General features: G+C 62.3%; 16 protein-coding genes. 10 read left to right on the top strand and 6 right to left on the bottom strand.

Translation table 11 applies throughout. The annotated features are described in order from the left end of the window. Window positions 1-5 precede the first annotated feature (5 nt). The gene (gene purM, locus FGU65_RS07715) at window positions 6-998 is read right to left on the bottom strand and encodes a phosphoribosylformylglycinamidine cyclo-ligase (RefSeq protein ID WP_301663856.1); all 993 of its coding nucleotides are present in this window, start codon (window positions 996-998) and stop codon (window positions 6-8) included. After that, complete coding sequence (locus FGU65_RS07720; RefSeq protein ID WP_301663857.1) at window positions 991-2,379, bottom strand: aspartate kinase; 1,389 nt, start codon at window positions 2,377-2,379, stop codon at window positions 991-993. Before FGU65_RS07720 ends, purM begins: the two co-directional genes overlap by 8 nt. 72 nt (window positions 2,380-2,451) lie before the next feature. Between FGU65_RS07720 and tfrA the strand changes: the two genes are divergently transcribed. Both tfrA and tfrB read left to right on the top strand, forming a co-directional pair. After that, window positions 2,452-4,080: a fumarate reductase (CoM/CoB) subunit TfrA gene (gene tfrA, locus FGU65_RS07725; protein ID WP_301663858.1), complete on the top strand. Its 1,629-nt coding sequence runs from the start codon at window positions 2,452-2,454 to the stop codon at window positions 4,078-4,080. Then, on the top strand, window positions 4,077-5,537 hold the full coding sequence (gene tfrB / locus FGU65_RS07730; RefSeq protein ID WP_301663859.1) for a fumarate reductase (CoM/CoB) subunit TfrB: 1,461 nt from the start codon (window positions 4,077-4,079) through the stop codon (window positions 5,535-5,537). The genes tfrA and tfrB overlap by 4 nt, the downstream gene beginning before the upstream one ends. 424 nt (window positions 5,538-5,961) lie before the next feature. Here tfrB and FGU65_RS07735 read toward each other — a convergent pair whose 3' ends face one another. The 3 genes from FGU65_RS07735 to FGU65_RS07745 form a co-directional block, all read right to left on the bottom strand. After that, window positions 5,962-6,297, bottom strand: coding sequence for a DUF3784 domain-containing protein (locus FGU65_RS07735; RefSeq protein WP_301663860.1), 336 nt, complete (start codon window positions 6,295-6,297; stop codon window positions 5,962-5,964). A gap of 40 nt (window positions 6,298-6,337) precedes the next feature. Next, entirely contained in the window at window positions 6,338-7,507 is a 1,170-nt protein-coding gene (locus FGU65_RS07740; RefSeq protein ID WP_301663861.1) for an FAD-dependent oxidoreductase, read from the bottom strand. 144 nt (window positions 7,508-7,651) lie between these two features. Next, window positions 7,652-8,152 (bottom strand): rubrerythrin family protein, encoded by a 501-nt coding sequence (locus FGU65_RS07745; RefSeq protein ID WP_301663862.1) that lies wholly within the window; start codon window positions 8,150-8,152, stop codon window positions 7,652-7,654. 116 nt (window positions 8,153-8,268) lie between these two features. Here FGU65_RS07745 and FGU65_RS07750 point away from each other — a divergent pair, with 116 nt between their 5' ends. Further along, on the top strand, window positions 8,269-9,135 hold the full coding sequence (locus FGU65_RS07750; protein WP_301663863.1) for a cation diffusion facilitator family transporter: 867 nt from the start codon (window positions 8,269-8,271) through the stop codon (window positions 9,133-9,135). Here the strand turns inward: FGU65_RS07750 and FGU65_RS07755 are convergent. Further along, window positions 9,132-9,740, bottom strand: coding sequence for a flavodoxin family protein (locus tag FGU65_RS07755; RefSeq protein ID WP_301663864.1), 609 nt, complete (start codon window positions 9,738-9,740; stop codon window positions 9,132-9,134). The genes FGU65_RS07750 and FGU65_RS07755 overlap by 4 nt on opposite strands. Before the next feature lie 161 nt (window positions 9,741-9,901). Between FGU65_RS07755 and FGU65_RS07760 the strand changes: the two genes are divergently transcribed. From FGU65_RS07760 to FGU65_RS07790, 7 genes are all read left to right on the top strand, one after another. After that, entirely contained in the window at window positions 9,902-10,141 is a 240-nt protein-coding gene (locus tag FGU65_RS07760; protein ID WP_301663865.1) for a zinc ribbon-containing protein, read from the top strand. Window positions 10,142-10,206: 65 nt separating this feature from the next. Beyond that, window positions 10,207-10,332 carry a desulfoferrodoxin FeS4 iron-binding domain-containing protein gene (locus tag FGU65_RS07765; protein ID WP_301663866.1) on the top strand — a complete coding sequence of 42 codons (126 nt, stop codon included), beginning with the start codon at window positions 10,207-10,209 and terminating at the stop codon, window positions 10,330-10,332. Between the two features lie 8 nt (window positions 10,333-10,340). After that, window positions 10,341-10,682, top strand: coding sequence for a carboxymuconolactone decarboxylase family protein (locus FGU65_RS07770; RefSeq protein WP_301663867.1), 342 nt, complete (start codon window positions 10,341-10,343; stop codon window positions 10,680-10,682). Between the two features lie 19 nt (window positions 10,683-10,701). Further along, entirely contained in the window at window positions 10,702-11,349 is a 648-nt protein-coding gene (locus tag FGU65_RS07775) for a peroxiredoxin (protein ID WP_301663868.1), read from the top strand. 135 nt (window positions 11,350-11,484) lie between these two features. Further along, on the top strand, window positions 11,485-12,105 hold the full coding sequence (locus tag FGU65_RS07780; protein ID WP_301663869.1) for a flavodoxin family protein: 621 nt from the start codon (window positions 11,485-11,487) through the stop codon (window positions 12,103-12,105). Continuing rightward, the gene (locus tag FGU65_RS07785; protein ID WP_301663870.1) at window positions 12,102-12,737 is read left to right on the top strand and encodes a flavodoxin family protein; all 636 of its coding nucleotides are present in this window, start codon (window positions 12,102-12,104) and stop codon (window positions 12,735-12,737) included. Before FGU65_RS07780 ends, FGU65_RS07785 begins: the two co-directional genes overlap by 4 nt. 128 nt (window positions 12,738-12,865) lie before the next feature. After that, complete coding sequence (locus FGU65_RS07790; protein ID WP_301663871.1) at window positions 12,866-17,194, top strand: PAS domain S-box protein; 4,329 nt, start codon at window positions 12,866-12,868, stop codon at window positions 17,192-17,194. Window positions 17,195-17,217 lie beyond the last annotated feature (23 nt).

The raw sequence follows: 17,217 nt of genomic DNA on the forward strand, positions 1-17,217 counted from the left end.
GGCAGTTACCGGACCCCGGTTCCCTCGATCCAGGTGCCGTGCTCGCGCACGACCTCGCCGACGACCCGGGCGTCCGGGATGACCGACCGGATAGCGGGAACGCTCTCCTCGGGAGCGATGAGGGCGTAGCCCATACCCATGTTGAAGGTGCGGTACATCTCCACCGTCCCGATCTTCCCGGTCTCCTGCAGCCACCGGAAGATCTCCGGGACATCCAGCGGATCGGTGATCGAAAACCCGAGATCGGAGAGCCGCAGGAAGTTCAGAAGCCCGCCGCCGGTGATGTGGCACATCCCGTGAACGGTGCAGACGTCCGTCACCGCCAGAACCTCGGCATAGATCCGGGTCGGGGTCAGGAGCTCCTCGCCGATCGTCTTCCCGTTTGCAAGCTCGGTCGCGTACGAGGCGTATGCATCGACGACTCTCCTGGCGAGGGTCAGCCCGTTGCTGTGCACCCCGCTTGAGGGGACGCCGACGATGCAGTCGCCCGGGGCGATCGCTTCGCCGGTGACGACCTTCTCCTTCTTCTGGACGCCGAGGCAGGTCCCAGCAAGGTCAAGGCCGTTCACGAGGCCCTGTAAGGTGGCGGTCTCGCCGCCGACGATGTTCATGTTGGCACGACGCGCACCCTCGTTGAGCCCCTCGCCTATCTGCTCCATCTTCTCGACGGAGAGCGAATCGGTGGCGATATAGTCGACGAACGCAACCGGCTCCATATTCATGACGTAGAGGTCGTTGACGTTCATGGCGATGCAGTCGATCCCGACCGTCCGCCAGTCACGGAGCTCGTCTGCGATCAGCATCTTCGTCCCGACGCCGTCGACCGCAAGGGCGAGCGCGTACTCGCCGAAGTCAATCAGCCCGGCGAAGTGCCCCGCCTTCCCGAGCATCGGGAAAGCGCCTTCCCGCCGGTAGGCGAGCTGCCCGATCAGGGCACGGACCGCCTGCGCCTCGAGGTCGATGTCCACGCCCGCCTCGCGGTAGGTGTGTTCAGTCATCGCAGTCCTCCGAGAGACGGAACTCGTCGTGGAGCACCTGCAGGGCGCGTTTGCCGTCGCCGCCCTTCACCACGAAGGAGACGTTCACCTCGGACGAGCCCTGCGAGATCATCATGGCGTTGATCCCGGCTTTCCCAAGAGCAGTGAAGATCCGGCCGCCGGTGCCGGGTGTGCCGGCCATGCCCGCCCCCACGACCGCGGCCGCCACGACGTCGCGGTCGTAGGTCACCTCACGCACGACGCCCTCGCGTGCCAGGGGTGAGAGTCCGTCCATGGCCTCCTCAAGGTGCGCCTCGTCGATGATGAGCGAGATGTTCGCCTCGGACGAGCCCTGCGAGATCATCATGACGTTGACCTCCCGCTCGGCGAGCGCCGAGAAGATCGCCTTCGCAACGCCCGGCCGGCCGATCATCTGGGCGCCGGTGATATTTATCAGCGCCACCTTCTCAATGAACGAGATCGCCTTTACGACCCGCTTCTCCCGGTGCTCCTTGCGCAGGATCGAGGTGCCCGGGTGGCCCGGGTTGAAGGTGTTCTTCACCCGCACCAGGATATCCTTCTGCATCGCCGGTTCGACCGAACGCGGGTGGAGGACTTTGGCGCCGAAATAGGAGAGCTCCATCGCTTCGAGGTAGGAGACGTCGGAGAGCACCCGGGCGTCTCTGATGATCCGGGGATCGGAGGTCATGACGCCGTCGACGTCGGTCCAGATCCAGATCTCGTCCGCATCGATCCCGCTGCCGATGACGGCGGCCGAGTAGTCCGAACCGCTCCGGCCGAGCGTCGTGATGAACCCTTCCTCGGTCGCCCCCATAAAGCCCATGACCACCGGGACCGTCTCGGAGAGCATCGGCACGACCCGGCTCTTGATGTGGTTTTCACTTGCAGGAAGGGCACGTGCATCGCCGTGGTTCGAAGTGGTGATGATCCCTGCCTCGACGCCGTCGAGGGCGACCGACGGGACGCCCCGCTGGCGAAGCGCTGCACTCAGCAGCGGTGCCGAAAACCGCTCACCGAAGGTCATAATGTAGTCCTGTGACCGGGGCGTGAGCTCTTTGAGCGTGAAGACCGCGTTGAGGATATTCCGGAGCTGGCAGAGCCGGTCGTCGAAGACGGCGGTCACCTCCGGGATATAATCGGGAGCCACCTGCTCCAGGGTCTTCATGTGCCGGGTACGCATGGCGTGGATGAACGACTCGATTGCTGCGTTGTCCCTGCTGTTCACCACTTCGCGTGCCACCGAGACGAGCTGATCGGTGATCCCGGAGCATGCCGATACGACAACAGCCAGCTCGACACCCTCCGCACGATGCGACTCAAGGATGTCTGCGACCCGCTGTATGCATTCACCATCCGCGACGGATGTGCCGCCAAATTTCATTAAAAGCCTCATTCTGGCTCACTCATGTCCTGCAATTATTTTATGATAGTATACAACGCACAGACTAATAAGATGCTTGCTAGCGAGATTGTAGATTGCCACGTTCTGGTTATCGGAAGCGGCGGTGCCGGCGTCCGTGCCGCCATCGAGGCGTCCCGGTACGGTGATGTGGCGCTGGTCTCAAAATCCATCGCCGGAAAAGGAGGGTGCACGACGATGGCGGAGGGGGGCTATAACGCCGTCCTGCGGGAGGCCGACTCCTGCACCATTCACCGTGAGGATACGCTCCGCGGCGGTGCGTATCTGAACGATCCCGCTCTCGTGGACGCACTCGTCACGGAGGCGCCGGAGCGGATGGCCGACCTGATCCGGTGGGGAGCGGTCTTCGACGTCACCGGGGAACGCAAGATCGCCCAGCGCCCGTTCGGCGGGCAGCGGTTCCCGAGGACCTGCTACGCCGGCGACCGTACCGGCCACGAGATAATGGCGACCCTGATGGAGCGGCTCGACGCCACCGGGGCGGAGGTGCTGAATGAGTACGCGGTCATCGACCTCCTCACCGAGGGCGGCAGGGTCACCGGTGCGGCCGCCCTCGACACCCGGGGCGATCTCGTCCTGCTGCAGGCGGACAGCACCGTCCTCGCCACCGGCGGCGGCACCCAGGTCTACGACATCTCCACAAACTCGGCCGCCGGAACCGGCGACGGGTTCGCCCTCGGCTACCGGGCGGGAGCCGAGCTGATCGATATGGAGATGGTGCAGTTCCACCCCACGGGAGCGGTCTACCCCTACGACGCCCGGGGGCGCCTGGTCACCGAGGCGGTCCGGGGAGAAGGGGGCTTTCTCCTCAACACCCGCGGCGAGCGGTTTATGGAGCGCTACGACCCGGAAAGGCTGGAGCTCTCGACCCGGGACGTGGTCGCCCGTGCGATCGCCACCGAGATCCTGGAGGGACGGGGCACGGACCAGGGCGGCGTCTACCTCGACGTCACCCACCTCGCGCCCGGGGAGATCGAGACCCGCCTGCCGGTGATGCTCGAGCAGTTCCTGGCCTTCGGCGTCGATATCAGGAAAGAACCGATGGTGGTGGCGCCGACCGCCCACCACATCATGGGCGGCCTTGCGATCACGCCGGAGTGCCGGACGACCCTCCCCGGCCTCTTCGCCTGCGGCGAGGTGACCGGCGGGGTGCACGGCGCAAACCGCCTCGGCGGCAACGCCCTTGCCGACACCCAGGTCTTCGGGAAGCGTGCGGGCGAGGCGGCAGGGAAGGCGCCGAAACGGGAGAAGAAGATCGATCCAGAGCAGGTCGAGACGCTGAAGGGCATGCTGGACGCGTATCTCGCAGGCTCGGCAAACCCCGCCGCCGTCCGGCGGGAGCTGAAAATCGCCATGTGGAACGGCGCCGGGATCTTCCGGACCGCGGACGAACTCGGCGGCGCGCTCGCCACGATCGACCGCCTCGCCGGCCTGCCGCTCCGGGCGGCCTCGCCCCAAAACCTCATCGAGTGCTGCACCGTCCGGAACATGTGCACCACCGCATCCCTGGTGGTCAGGTCGGCGCTGCTCCGGCCCGAGAACCGCGGCGCCCACGTCAGAAAGGACGTGACTACGTCGTGGGAGCCTGCGGCCTCCCTCTACGGCCACACCCGCATCTCGCTGCAGGGTGCCCGGATCGAGCAGAGGGAGGGGACGGCATGAAGGAGATCACGGTTCGCGTCTCCCGGTTCGACCCGGCGACCGATACGGCGCCGCACTTCGAGACCTATACCGTCCGGGTGAACGACGGCGCCCGGGTGCTCCACGCCCTGCACGCCATCCACGACGAACACGACCCGACGCTCGTCTACCGCTACTGCTGCGGCTCGGGCCAGTGCGGCAGCTGCGCCGTCCGCATCGACGGCGAACCGGGGCTCGCCTGTATGGAGGAGGCGCGGGACGGGATGACCGTCGAGCCGCTGGCGCTCCCCGTGCAGAAAGATCTCGCGGTCGACATGGAGCCGGTGCTCAAACGGATCGCCCGCATCCGCCCCGCGGACGATGCCGTCCTCCCGTCACAGGAGGAGATCGAGGCGATAAAGCCGCTGCGGGACTGCATCGAGTGCCTCTCCTGCGTCTCCGCCTGCCCCGCACTGCAGGTCACCGATTTTGCCGGGCCGACGGTGCTCCGGCAGCAGATGCGCCTCGCCCTCGACCCGCGCGATACGCAGAACCGGATCGACGAGGCGATCGAGAAAGGGCTCTTTTACTGCACCACCTGCAAGCGGTGCGTGCAGGTCTGCCCGAAGGATATCGAGATCCCGGGAAAAGCGATCGAGAAACTCCGCGAAATCGCGAACCGCCGCGGGCTGACGCTGCCCCGCCACCAGGAGGTGGCGAAACTCGTGGAGGAGACGGGGCGGAGCGTCGCCCGGACAGAGCCCACCTTCCTCGAGCAGGTGCCCGAGGTGATCGAGCCGGAGGGGGAGGTCCGGGGTGAAGTGGGGTTCTTCGTCGGGTGCATGTTCAACGGCCGGGTGCCGCAGACGGCGCTCGACGCCATGGAGGTCATGAAGCGGAACGGCATCCGGGTGATTGTCCCCCACGACCAGGTCTGCTGCGGCTCTCCTCTCATCAGGACCGGGCAGACGTCGTTCATCAACGACCTGAAGCAGAAGAACATCGATGCATTCACCCGGCGAGGGATCGATACGGTGATGACGATCTGCGCCGGGTGCGGGGCGACGCTGAAGAACGACTACGAGACGCCGTTCGTCGTGAAAGACATCTCCGAAGTGCTCACCGAGTACGGCATCGAACCGCCGGCGAAGCTCGATATCACCGCCACCTACCACGACCCCTGCCACCTGCTGCGGGGGCAGGGGATCAGCAAGGAGCCCCGGGAACTTCTCCGGCAGGTCGTCCGGGAGTTTCGGGAGATGCCGACGCAGTGCTGCGGCGCCGGCGGCGGCGTCCGCTCCGGTGTCCCGGAGGAGGCGGCCGCACTCGGGGCGAAGCGGGACGAAGAGGTCAGAAAGACCGGCGCCGACGTCGTCACCACCATCTGTCCCTTCTGCGAGTTCCATATCGCCGACTGCACCGATGTTCCGGTGAAGAACCTGGCGACGCTGCTCCTCGAGGGATACCGGAAGAAGGATGCGGAGCGGTCCGACGAGTGATCGGGTCGCCGAAAGCTCCACCTTTTTTGGACGATTCGTTCGGGCAAGAAACATCGCTGCAGTGTTGCTGCGATATGCCGTGAAGATCAAAAGGGAGGACGGACAACCAGCGCCGGGCGTATGCACGGAAGAGAGCGATCCCGAAAGAGAACTTGTTCAGGGTGATATCCGTGCAACATCCGGGTTGTACAGCGGGCAGTAGGTCCGGTGCTCGCATTTGATATCGCAATGGAGCATGTGCCGCTCGTAGTACCGGCACCAGTAATGCAGAACGCTGATTTCGGGCCCGACGGTGAAGCCTTCCAGGTCCGGAGGGACTGCCTGCGCAGCGGGGCGAGTTGAAGGAAGTATCTTTCTACACCAATTAAAAATTCCCGTGTCTGCGGTACCACCGCCAGACGCCGGAGAAGAGGAGTAGGAGCCTTCACCTGCCCGTCTCGAACCGCCTCGAGCCCCATACGGTCAGGAGGCTGACTGCCGGGACCGCAGCGAGGGCATAGACGGCAAAGAAGACCACCGCATAGGTGGGGAGGAGAAACTCAAGCGCGAGGATCACAAACGCACCCGCACCGAGCAGCAGGAGGTTCGTCCCGACGAAGCGTGCAAGCCCCTCCGGGTCGCGCACCTTCTTCTCATCATAGCCGGCGATCAGGTCGACCCGGCCCCGGTACCGGATGAGATAGCCGAGCGCGAGCATGACAAAGCCGACAAGTTCGGTGAGAATAAAGAGAACGTCCAACCGGTCACCTTCCGGGTACACCGTATGCTCCGTGAGATAATGAGTGTGCCGAGCGGGACGGTCACTCGCGCCGGTGCTTCAGGACGTGATCGTAGGCTTCGAGCGCCGCTTTCGCCCCGTCGCCCGCTGCGACGATGATCTGTTTGCTTTTGATGCAGGTGGCATCGCCGGCCGCGAAGACGCCTTCGGTGCTCGTATGTGCGTTCTCGTCGACGAGGATCTCATGGCACTCGTTCAGGTCGACGAGGTCGTGCAGGAACTCCGTATTCGGCTCAAGACCAATCTCAAGGAAGAGCCCGTCAACGGGAAAATCCGTCTCCTCGCCGGTCTTCCGGTCGATTACGGTGATCCCGGTGAGGAACTGGTCGCCGTGCAGCTCTGTCACCTCGTGGTGCAGGTACGTCGGGATCCCGAGTTTTTCGTACTGCTCCTGGTAGACCTCGTCGGCGCGGAGGGTGCTCCTGACGATGAGTACGACGGACTTTGCGATACGGGAAAGTCCGATCGCAGCCTGGAGCGCGGAGTTCCCGCCGCCGACCACCGCCACGTCCTTGTCCCGGTAGAGAGGGCCGTCGCAGATGGCGCAGACGCTGACACCCCGGCCCATCAACAGATTCTCCCGGGCAAGTCCCAGCGTCCGCGGCTGCTTGCCCGTCGCGATGATGACCGTCATCGCCCGGTAGACGCTGCCCGAGACCGTCCTGACGAGGAAGAGGTCGCCTTCCCGTGTGATCTCCCGGACACTGTCGAGCTCGAGGCTGACGTTCAGCCCCCGCACCTGCTCCTCAAACTTCTTAATGAGTTCCTCGCCCGTGATGACGCGAAACCCCATGTAGTTCTCGACCGACCAGCTCCAGGTCGCCTGACCCCCGATATTCTCCGAGATCACGATGGTCTTGAGGAGATGTCGGGTACAGTAGACAGCAGCCGTCAGCCCGGCAGGGCCTGCGCCGACGATGACGGTGTCGTAGACCTCCTCCCCCTTCGCCGTCCCGAAGAGTTCCTTCAGCCTCTTGGCGTCGAACCCGACGATCACCTCGTCGCCGACGGTCGTCACCGGCACCGCCCGCTGGCCGGAGGTGCGTATCATCTCCCGCGCAGCCTCGCGGTCATCCCCGACGTCGATGTTTCGGTAGGAAACCCCGTATTTGTCGAGGAATGCTTTGACCATATTGCAGTAAGGACAGCTCTTTGTCGAGTAGACCGTCACGGATGGCTCAACGGATGGCATATAATTCGAGTTTATCGCAAGATCCGTATTTAACCTTTGGGCGCGCGCGGAGCAGTTCTGCTGGCGAGCGGTTCGACCACCTCCGCTCTGCGGACGAAAGCACATACCGGGAAACCCGGCGGCCCGTACTAAAAAAGAGTGAAATTATTCGATTGCGCGGAACATGCGCTGCGGGACGCCGCAGATCGGGCACTTCTCAGGCGCAGAGCCGATCTCGATATTGCCGCAGACCGGACAGAGATAGATACCCTCGGCCTCGAGGTCCTTCCCGGTTCTGACGCTCTCGAGTGCCTGCAGATACAGGTTTGCATGCACCTCTTCCGCCTTCATCGCGTGGGTGAAGACGATCGCCGCCTCGTTCTTCCGCTCCTCTTTTGCCTGCTGGACGAACTCGGGGTACATCGTGGTGAACTCGTAGTTTTCGCCCTCGACGCTCTTTTTCAGGTTCTCCTCGGTTGATCCGACCTGGCCCAGGATGAAGAGCAGGCGCTTGGCGTGCACTGCTTCGGCCTGCGACGCTGCACGGTAGAGCTTTGCAACGTTCGGATACCCGTCCGCATCAGCCTTTTCGGCAAAGACCGAATACTTCCGGTTTGCCTGCGACTCACCGGCATAGGCGTTCTGCGCATTCTCGTCGGTTGTCATACGATTCTACTTTCTGAGATGAACCTATTAAAGACTTTCATTCATCTCCGGCGCCCGGCGAGCCCCGCCGGACGGTCGGCCAAAACCCTCATATTGCACCGGGCGGTCACATTTACATGATGCATACCCCCCCGGTGCGGCGGACGCTCCTCCTGATATTCGTCCTGAATATCACAGTCGCCCTGCTCAAGGCGGTGTTCGGGCTCCTCGCGGGATCGGTGAGCATGGTCGCGGACGCGCTCCACTCAGTATTTGACTCCTCCTCGAACGTCATCGGGATCCTCGCCGTCACGGTCGCCCTGATGCCCCCCGACGAGACGCACCAGTACGGGCACGGAAAATTCGAGACGCTCGGGACACTCGTCATCGGCGCCATGCTCCTCCTGACCGCCTACTGGATCGTCTCCGAGGGCTACGCACGGCTGGTAAACCCCGTTGCCCCCGATATTACGCCGATCACCGTCGGGGTGATGCTTACGACCCTGCTTGTCAACATCGGCGTCTCGCGGTATGAGCGGCGCAAGGGAGATGAGTATGCCAGCGAGATCCTCCTTGCCGATGCCGCCCATACACGGAGCGACGTCTACGTCTCCCTCTCCGTCCTTGCCGGATTTCTGGCCGTGCGCCTCGGCTACCCGCTGGCGGATCCGATCATTGCCTTCGCCATCGGAGCGCTGATCCTCCGGATGGGCCTTACAATCCTCTACAACGCCACCCAGATCCTCTCCGACGCCGCAAACCTCCCCTGCGACCCTGATGATGTCTACCAGATCGTCCGGTCGATCCCGGGCATCAGCGACTGCCACAACTTCCGGTGCCGGGGCAAACCCGGAGAGCTCTTCGCCGACATCCATGTCACCGTCGACCCGCAGCTCCCGGTCGACGCCGCCCACGCACTCACCGTCGAGGTCGAGCGGCGGCTCGCGCGGGAGATTCAAGGGCTCAGGGAGATCGTCGTCCACGTTGAACCGGCAGACCCCTAGGCACGCTCCTCTTCTGCCATCAGCAGGCTGCCAAGGCGATACCCTTTCTCGTAGGCAGCCTTCATAACGTCGGGTTTCGTCGTAATATCCCGGATGGTATCCATATCGTTCTGCAACACCTCGTCCCAGTACGGGCAGTCGATGATCTCCCCGAACGCCTTCGTCGTGATCTTGGCGCCTTCAAAGACGTTCGGGATGTTCATCCCCGAGATGGAGATGAAGAGCATCTTCCGCTCCTTGCGGTGTTCCGGTGAGATGAAGGAGGCGTTCCGGAAATATTTCGCCATGTAGAAGACCTGGAACCTGTCCATGAACATCTTCAGCTTCCCGGGGATACCCATCGTCATGACCGGGGCGGCGACGATCAGGCTGTCCATCTCCCGGAACTTCTGGTACATCCCGGTCATATCGTCCTTGATTTTGCACTCTTCGTTCTCCATACAGTGGAAGATCTCCATACAGGGCTTGAAATTCAGATGGAAGACCGGGATCTTCTCGACGTCGCACCCGGCATCCTGCGCACCCTCGATAGCCTGTTCGAGCAGCTTTGCCGTGTTCCCCCCCATACGCGGGCTTCCGAGGAGCGCAATGATCTTTTTGGCCATACTACGGAATTACCCGGACACCTTATTAACCTGCGGGCATTTGGGTGCCCGGAACAGTGCAGCATGCATCCTGATTATCAGGAGAGGCCATTCCTGACCGCTGTGCCGCTGAGGGGAACGATTATATATGCAGAAATGAAATCACCGGTTCGGTGATATCCGTGACAGAGACAGGAGAGACAAAACAGGCTAAAGCTGGAGAGAAGCCCGGACCCGGCAAGTACATCTGTGTCGACTGCGGCCGTGAGATCCGCCTCGGCAAGGTCGACGAGGATCTCGTCAGATGCCCGACCTGCGCCTGCGAGACCTACAACTGCTTTCCGATAACGCATATCAGGCCGGACATCAAGACGCCGGAAGACGTGGCGAACCCGCCCGAGAGGAAAAGCTATAAGAAGTAACCGGGAGACATCCCGCCCGGTCACCCCTGGCGGGACCCACCCGGATTGTGAGGAAGTGATGGGCAATGGTAAATGTGTCTGCTGTAGGGCAGGTCTACCTCTGTGAGATCTGCGGAAACGTTGTCGAAGTCAAAGAGGCCGGCGGCGGCGAGCTCGTCTGCTGCGGCGAACCGATGGTGCTGCAGGAGTGAGCAGAGTCATGGAAGAGAATCTCAAAAGCCTTGAAGAGAAGATCGGAAAAGTCCCCGTGATCTTCAAAGAACTCAAGGAGATGAACCCGGAACTCTACGGAAAAGTGATGGGTCTTGACCAGATGATCTGGGACGACGGAGCGCTCTCGCGGCAGACGAAGAAGGTCATCGCCATCGCCATCGCCGCCGCCCTCCGCGACCGGCACGCCGTCCGGGCGCAGATGGCAGGCGCCCAGAACCTCGGCGTAAAGAAAGAGGAGATCGAAGAGGGGCTGCGGGTTGCCTTCCTGCTGGCCGGGATGCCGGCGTACGTCTACGGCAAGACGGCCCTCGAGGAGTACATAAAGTAGGGAGCGAGGTGCCGATACCATGGAGCAACCCGAAGTACAGTACACACTGCCGACGATCGGCGAGGCTGCGCCGGACTTTGAAGCCGTGACCACGCATGGACGGCTGAAACTCTCAAGCCTGAAAGGCCAGTGGGTGGTCCTCTTCTCGCATCCGGCGGACTTTACCCCGGTCTGCACGACGGAATTCATGGCGTTCGCGAAGATCGCCGACGACCTTGCGGCCCTGAACGTGCAGCTTCTCGGCCTCTCCATCGACAGCGTGCACTCGCACCTTGCATGGGTCAGGAACATCAAAGAGAAGATGGGCGTCGATATCCCGTTCCCGATCATCGCGGACCTGGACATGAACGTCGCGCGGCGCTACGGCATGATCCACCCGGCACAGGGCACGACCGCCACCATCCGCACGGTCTTCATCATCGACGACCGCGGTATCATGCGGGCGATGCTCTACTACCCGATGAGCAACGGCCGCTACATGCCCGAGATCATCAGGCTCATCAAGGCGCTCCAGGTCTCGGACAAGCACGGTGTGGCCACGCCCGCCAACTGGCAGCCCGGCGACAAGGTCATCGTCCCGGCGCCGAAGACACCCGAGGAGATAGAGCGGCGCGCGAAAGAGGGATACGAGTGCAAGGACTGGTATCTCTGCTTTAAAGAGATCTGAATCTCCACCTCTTTTTCCGCCGCCGCCCGGATTTTGGGGCAACCCTGAAACGAACGCAGCCTGCGGGCACTCTGATGCCGGGCAGACGGTCACCGTGCCGCTTGCTTTTTCTCATCTGCGGGGCATTCATTCAGTATGCAGATCAAGGTCCTTGCCTTTGCCGCAAGCCCGCGGCGCCACGGCAACTCGGAAACCCTCCTTGACTGGGTGCTCGAGTCGATGGGCGCAGAAGAGGGCGTGGAGATCGACAAGCTTGCGCTCACCGACGTCGAGGTTAATCCCTGCCGCGGATGCAACGCGTGCGAGCGGCTTAACCGGTGTGTTCAGCGCGATTACATGGACGTGATTCACGACAGGATCATCGAGGCGGACGCAATCATCCTGGCATCCCCTATCTACTGCATGGGCCTCGCCTCCCAGGCAAAAGCATTGATCGACCGGACGCAGGTCTTCCGCTCCCGTAAATACGTCCTGAAACTTCCTATCGTTCCTCCCGAGAAGAAAGGGAAGCGCATCGGCGTCTTCCTCGCCACCGCAGGCCAGGACTGGGACTACGTCTTCGACGCCGCGATTCCGTCGATAAAGTGCTTTTTCAACGTGATCGAGGTGAAGAATAAGGATACCAGACACCTCATGATCAATAACGTCGACGAGAAGGGTGCCATCGAAGGGCACCCCACCGCACGCGAAGACGCCTACCGGCTCGGGAAAGACGTCGTCAGCGAACTGCGGAGGATGAAGGCGGAGCAGACATGACGCTCTCGGTCATCGGCATATCGGGAAGCCCCCACCGGCGCGGCAACACCGAAACCCTGCTCGATACATTTTTAGAGGGAGCTGAAGGTGCGGGAGCCCGCGTCGAGAAGGTGGTGCTCAAGAGCCTCGACTACACCCCCTGCAGAGGCTGCAACGCCTGCCACCGCACCGGGCAATGCGTCGTCCGCGACGACCTCGACGACCTCTTTGAAAAGATCCTCGCCGCCGACTGCCTTGCCGTCGCATCGCCCATCTACTCGATGGGCATCACCGCCGAGCTGAAAGGCCTGATCGACCGGGCGCAGTACCTCTGGGCGCGCAAGTTTATGATAAAAGATCTCTACTTCACCCACGAGCATATCAAGCGGCATAAGGGCGTCTTCCTCTCGACGGCGGGACTCGGATGGGACAACGTCTTCGATGCTGCGTTCCCGGCGATCACCGCATTCTTCAACACCGCCGGGTTTGAGTACTACGACAATATTATCGCAAACGATATGGATCGCTACGGGGGCATCCGTGGCCACCCGACTGCGCTTGCCGAGGCGCTGGAGAAGGGAAAGAAAGTTATCGATGTTCTGCAGCGGCTCGGCGAGGAGGAATCCGCACCGAAACCGGAAGATTCGTCCTGAAAACTCCCTGCGGGGCACAATAACAAACAGGACGAAAGACTCGCGCCCGGAGCCAACCCCCTATTTTATATAGATCAGCCGCACTCCTCCTATTATTCCGGACTGATAGCCAGACCGCGGGTGACGGAATGCACCGGTTCGAGATCCCTGACAATATCCTTGCGGCGCTCAAACTCCTCGAAGCGTCGGATAGCGACCCACTTCTTCTCATAGACGAATCCATGCGGGTCGTCTGGATGAGCGCCGCTATGGAACTGATTACGGGTATGAAAAGAGAAGATCTCATCGGGACGAACCTCGCGGCGCTTTCTGCTTGCGCAGACGCCCGATGGGCTGCAGCCGTATACACAGAGGTGCAGTCAGGTAGGGAGGCGTTCTCCGTGACGCCCGGGGCGGAGGCGTGCTACAGCCTTTCAGGGAAACGGGTCGAGATCGCGCCCGGCCGCCCATACTGGATCATCCGCGTCCTCAAAGAGCTGCACGAGAAGGGAACGGAAACGGACGATACAGGACGCAGGCTGCAAATCCCCGGCATCAGGGCAGAAAACACGGACAGGAGACAGACCGACGAATACCTGCGCATCCTTGAGGCGGCGCTGGGTGCAGCAACCATCGGTATCGTCATCACCGATCTTGCAGGAAGGATCGTCTACGTCAACCGCGCCCTGCTCAATATGGGAGGATACAGCGAGCCCGGCAAACTCATCGGAACGGACGGCCTGCAGTACTGGTCCGATGATGAGCGGAAGGCGGCGGCAGTTCGGGGGCTGCATGAGAAGGGGGAGTGGCTTGGAGAACTGCAGGGCAGGACGAGAGACGGCGAGCCGATGGACGTCCAGGTCGCCGTGCACAGAATAACCGATGATTCCGGCAACCCCATCTGCAGCCTGTCCTGCTGCACTGATATTACCGGGCGAAGACGGATGGAGGAGGCGCTCTCGGAGAGCGAGCGGCGATACCGGACGCTCGCGGAGGCATCACCCGACGTCATCTCACTGACGCACCGGGACGGGACGCTGCTCTATCTCAATAGAAGGGGAGCGGAAGGCCTCGGGAAGAAGCCCGAAGAGATCATCGGAAAAAATATCCGGGAGCTCTTCCCCCCGGATGCGTGCCGGGAGCGGCTCCAGATCATCGATGCGGTGGTCACGTCGGGAAGACCGCAGAACCAGGAGATCACGTACCCACGCGACGGCAAGATGCACTACTACGACTCCCGGTCCATTCCACTCTTTGCTCCTGACGGGACGGTCGACCAGGTGCTCTCCATAGCCCGCGACCTCACCGAGCGGAAGAAGAGCGAAGAGCAGCTCCGCTTTCAGGCGCAGGTCCTCTCCCAGATAGACGATGCGGTGATGGCAATCGACGCCGACGGGCGGATCGCCTATTTCAACACCGCGGCAGAGCGCCTCTATGGGATTCCTGCCGCCGAGGCTCTCGGGAGACACAACCGTAAGATCGTCACCTGCGAATGGCTCTCCCCGGAGGATGAAAAGACTGCCTGGGAGTCCCTGAACCAGACCGGCTCCTGGCGCGGGGTGGCCATCCACCGGAAGCGGGACGGCGAAGCGATATACGTGGATACCACGGTGAGTACGCTCCGGGACGAGCACGGCGAGATCACCGGACGGCTCGGCGTCATCCGCGACATTACCCGGCAGCGGCAGGCCGAGAAGGAACTCCGGATCAAGGATCTGGCGATTGCCTCTGCGCAGAACGCCATCACGCTTACGGACATTGCGGGACGCGTCACCTACATGAATCAGGCGACCCTCGACCTGTGGGGCTACGGAGCAGAGGATGAAATGATAGGCAGCCCGGCGTCCCGGTTCTGGACAGATGCCGACAGATACAGGCGGGTTGCGGAGATTATCCGGGAGCGGGGGGGTTGGATGGGGGAACTGGAGGCCAGGCGAAAGGACGGCTCCACGTTCCCGGTTCAGATCTCGGTCACCCTCGTCACGGACACCGCGGGCAGGCCGCTCTGCATCATGGGATCCGGGATCGACATATCAGAACAAAAACAGGCGGAAGAGGCACTCCTCCGGTCGGAGCGGGAGAAATCCCTCATCCTCGATTCAACCGGCGAATTTTTTGTGTACATTGACGCCGACTTTTCGATCAGGTGGGCAAACCGGGCCGCAACAGAGAGTACCGGGCTGAGAGCCGAAGATCTGATCGGCAGCAGATGCTATGAGATCTGGCACTCCCGAAGCGAGCCGTGCGCATTTTGCCCCTTACGTGAAGCGTTTGCAACCGGCAAGCCGCAGGGAGGAGAGATTAGCACGCCCGACGGGAGAACCTGGAGGATTCGCGGTCAGCCGGTGATCGATGCTGCCGGGAAACTGAACGGCGTCATCGTCTTCGGGACCGATATCACCGAGCAGAAACGGATGGAGGACGCCCTGTATGCGGCCATATCCTATACCCGGGGGCTCATCGAGGCGAGCCTCGACCCGCTCGTGACCATCTCCCCCGACGGCCGGATCACCGATGTCAACTCCGCCACCGAAGCGGCGACAGGGTATCCCCGTGAGGTGCTCATCGGCACCGACTTCTCCGACTACTTCACCGACCCCGAACTGGCCCGGCAGGGCTACCGGCAGGCGTTCGAAGTCGGGGAGGTCCGCGACTACGCGCTCGAACTCCGGCACCGGAGCGGCCGGACAACCCCCGTTCTCTACAACGCCTCCGTCTACCGGAACAACGAGGGGGAGGTTGCCGGCGTCTTCGCGGCGGCACGGGACATCACCGGGCACAAAGAGGCCGAAGCGATCATGCAGAGCCGGGAGGCCCGGCAGGCCGCGATCGCCCGGCTCAGCGGGATCGCCCTGAGCGGAAGCGACCTCCAGTACCTCCTGGACGAAGCGGTCGGAACGCTCGCCGATCTCCTCGAAGTCAGGTACTGCAAGGTACTCCGTCTCCTCCCCGAGACCGGGGAATTTCTCCTCCAGGCAGGCACGGGCTGGGAGGACGGATTGGTCGGCAGCGCCCTGGTCGAGGCCGGGGATTCGCAGGCAGGCTACACCCTCCGGTCGAACGAGCCGGTCATCGTCGAGGACTTCCGCACCGAGACGCGATTCACCAGACCTGAGATCCTCCAGAGGCACCGGGTTCTCAGCGGGATCAGCGTCGTTCTCCAGGGAAAAGGGGCGCCATACGGCATTCTGGGTGTCCACACCGGCGAGGCGCAGCACTTCACCGAAGCCGATGTCTACCTCATCCAGGCGGTCGCCAACATCCTCTCGCAGGGGATCGAACGCAGGCAGGCCGAAGAAGACCTCGAGATGCGGAATCGGCATCTTTCGGCACTCAACCGGATCATCGGCGCCACGACCGCGTCCACCGATCCTGAAGAAATGCTCCGGACGGTGCTCGGCACGACCCTCGAACTTCTGGGGTTCAAAGGCGGCGCGGTTTACCGCATCGATGCGGACAACGGCAGTGCACGGCTTGTTCATGCATGCAATCTCCCCGAGGGGTTCCCGCCCATCACCCACACCGAAGATATTCACCGCGAGCCCTACAGCACCGTGCTGGTTCGCGGGATCCCGCTCTTCTTTGACGAAGAGACCTTTCGGTACCCGGGAGACCCGGAAAGGAGCAGATACTCGGCCGCCAGCATCCCCCTCGTGGCACATACCGGGGTTCTCGGCGCAATCAACGTCATCGGACGGGCAGGGAAACCGTTCACCGACGACGAGCAATTCATCCTCACGCGGATCGGCAGGGAGATCGGCACCGCCGTCGAGCGCCTCCTCTTAAGCCGCCAGCTTGAGGAGGCGCACCGGGAAGCGAACCTGTATCTGGACATCCTCACCCACGACATCAGGAACGCGGAGAATGTCGCCACGCTGTATACCGATCTTCTCAGCGACATGCTCGACGGAAAACCTGCGGAGTATGTGGCAAAACTTCGCAGCACCATCAGAAAGAGCATCGATATTCTCGCGAACGTCTCGACGATCCGGAAGATACACCAGAAAACAGCCCCGCTTGCTCCGATGTCGCTCGAACGGATCATTGCGAGTGAGAAGGAGCATTTCCCCGAGGCATCCATCACCGTGGACTGCCCCGGATCGTGCATGGCTCTGGCCGACGAGCTCCTCTCCGAGGTCTTCACAAACCTCATCGGCAACGCCGTCAAATTCGGCGGACAGGATGTTGCCGTCACCATCACTGTGGACGAGCGGGAGGACGAGATGATCGTGACCGTGGCGGATACCGGACCGGGTGTGCCGGACGAGGTCAAGGAAGAGGTATTCCGCCGTTTCGAGCGCGGCAAGCAGAAAGGACGCGGTGAAGGACTCGGGCTCTTCATCGTCAGGATGCTCATCGAGCGCTACGGCGGCAGGATCTGGATCGAAGACCGGGTTTGCGGCCGCCCGGAGGAAGGGGCGGCCTTCCGGTTCACGCTTCGCAGGGCATCACCGCCTGAAGCAGACGGGCGGGAGTGAGGGCAGAAAAAGGTATTGATGCA

The organism is Methanoculleus frigidifontis, from assembly GCF_030464345.1.
Taxonomy (GTDB): domain Archaea; phylum Halobacteriota; class Methanomicrobia; order Methanomicrobiales; family Methanoculleaceae; genus Methanoculleus_A; species Methanoculleus_A frigidifontis.

Coding starts and splice junctions, on each gene's coding strand:
- purM (WP_301663856.1), bottom strand. CDS start 998: ATGACTGAACACACCTACCGCGAGGCGGGCGTGGACATCGACCTCGAG.
- FGU65_RS07720 (WP_301663857.1), bottom strand. CDS start 2,379: ATGAAATTTGGCGGCACATCCGTCGCGGATGGTGAATGCATACAGCGG.
- tfrA (WP_301663858.1), top strand. CDS start 2,452: ATGCTTGCTAGCGAGATTGTAGATTGCCACGTTCTGGTTATCGGAAGC.
- tfrB (WP_301663859.1), top strand. CDS start 4,077: ATGAAGGAGATCACGGTTCGCGTCTCCCGGTTCGACCCGGCGACCGAT.
- FGU65_RS07740 (WP_301663861.1), bottom strand. CDS start 7,507: ATGCCATCCGTTGAGCCATCCGTGACGGTCTACTCGACAAAGAGCTGT.
- FGU65_RS07745 (WP_301663862.1), bottom strand. CDS start 8,152: ATGACAACCGACGAGAATGCGCAGAACGCCTATGCCGGTGAGTCGCAG.
- FGU65_RS07750 (WP_301663863.1), top strand. CDS start 8,269: ATGATGCATACCCCCCCGGTGCGGCGGACGCTCCTCCTGATATTCGTC.
- FGU65_RS07755 (WP_301663864.1), bottom strand. CDS start 9,740: ATGGCCAAAAAGATCATTGCGCTCCTCGGAAGCCCGCGTATGGGGGGG.
- FGU65_RS07765 (WP_301663866.1), top strand. CDS start 10,207: ATGGTAAATGTGTCTGCTGTAGGGCAGGTCTACCTCTGTGAGATCTGC.
- FGU65_RS07770 (WP_301663867.1), top strand. CDS start 10,341: ATGGAAGAGAATCTCAAAAGCCTTGAAGAGAAGATCGGAAAAGTCCCC.
- FGU65_RS07775 (WP_301663868.1), top strand. CDS start 10,702: ATGGAGCAACCCGAAGTACAGTACACACTGCCGACGATCGGCGAGGCT.
- FGU65_RS07780 (WP_301663869.1), top strand. CDS start 11,485: ATGCAGATCAAGGTCCTTGCCTTTGCCGCAAGCCCGCGGCGCCACGGC.
- FGU65_RS07785 (WP_301663870.1), top strand. CDS start 12,102: ATGACGCTCTCGGTCATCGGCATATCGGGAAGCCCCCACCGGCGCGGC.
- FGU65_RS07790 (WP_301663871.1), top strand. CDS start 12,866: ATGCACCGGTTCGAGATCCCTGACAATATCCTTGCGGCGCTCAAACTC.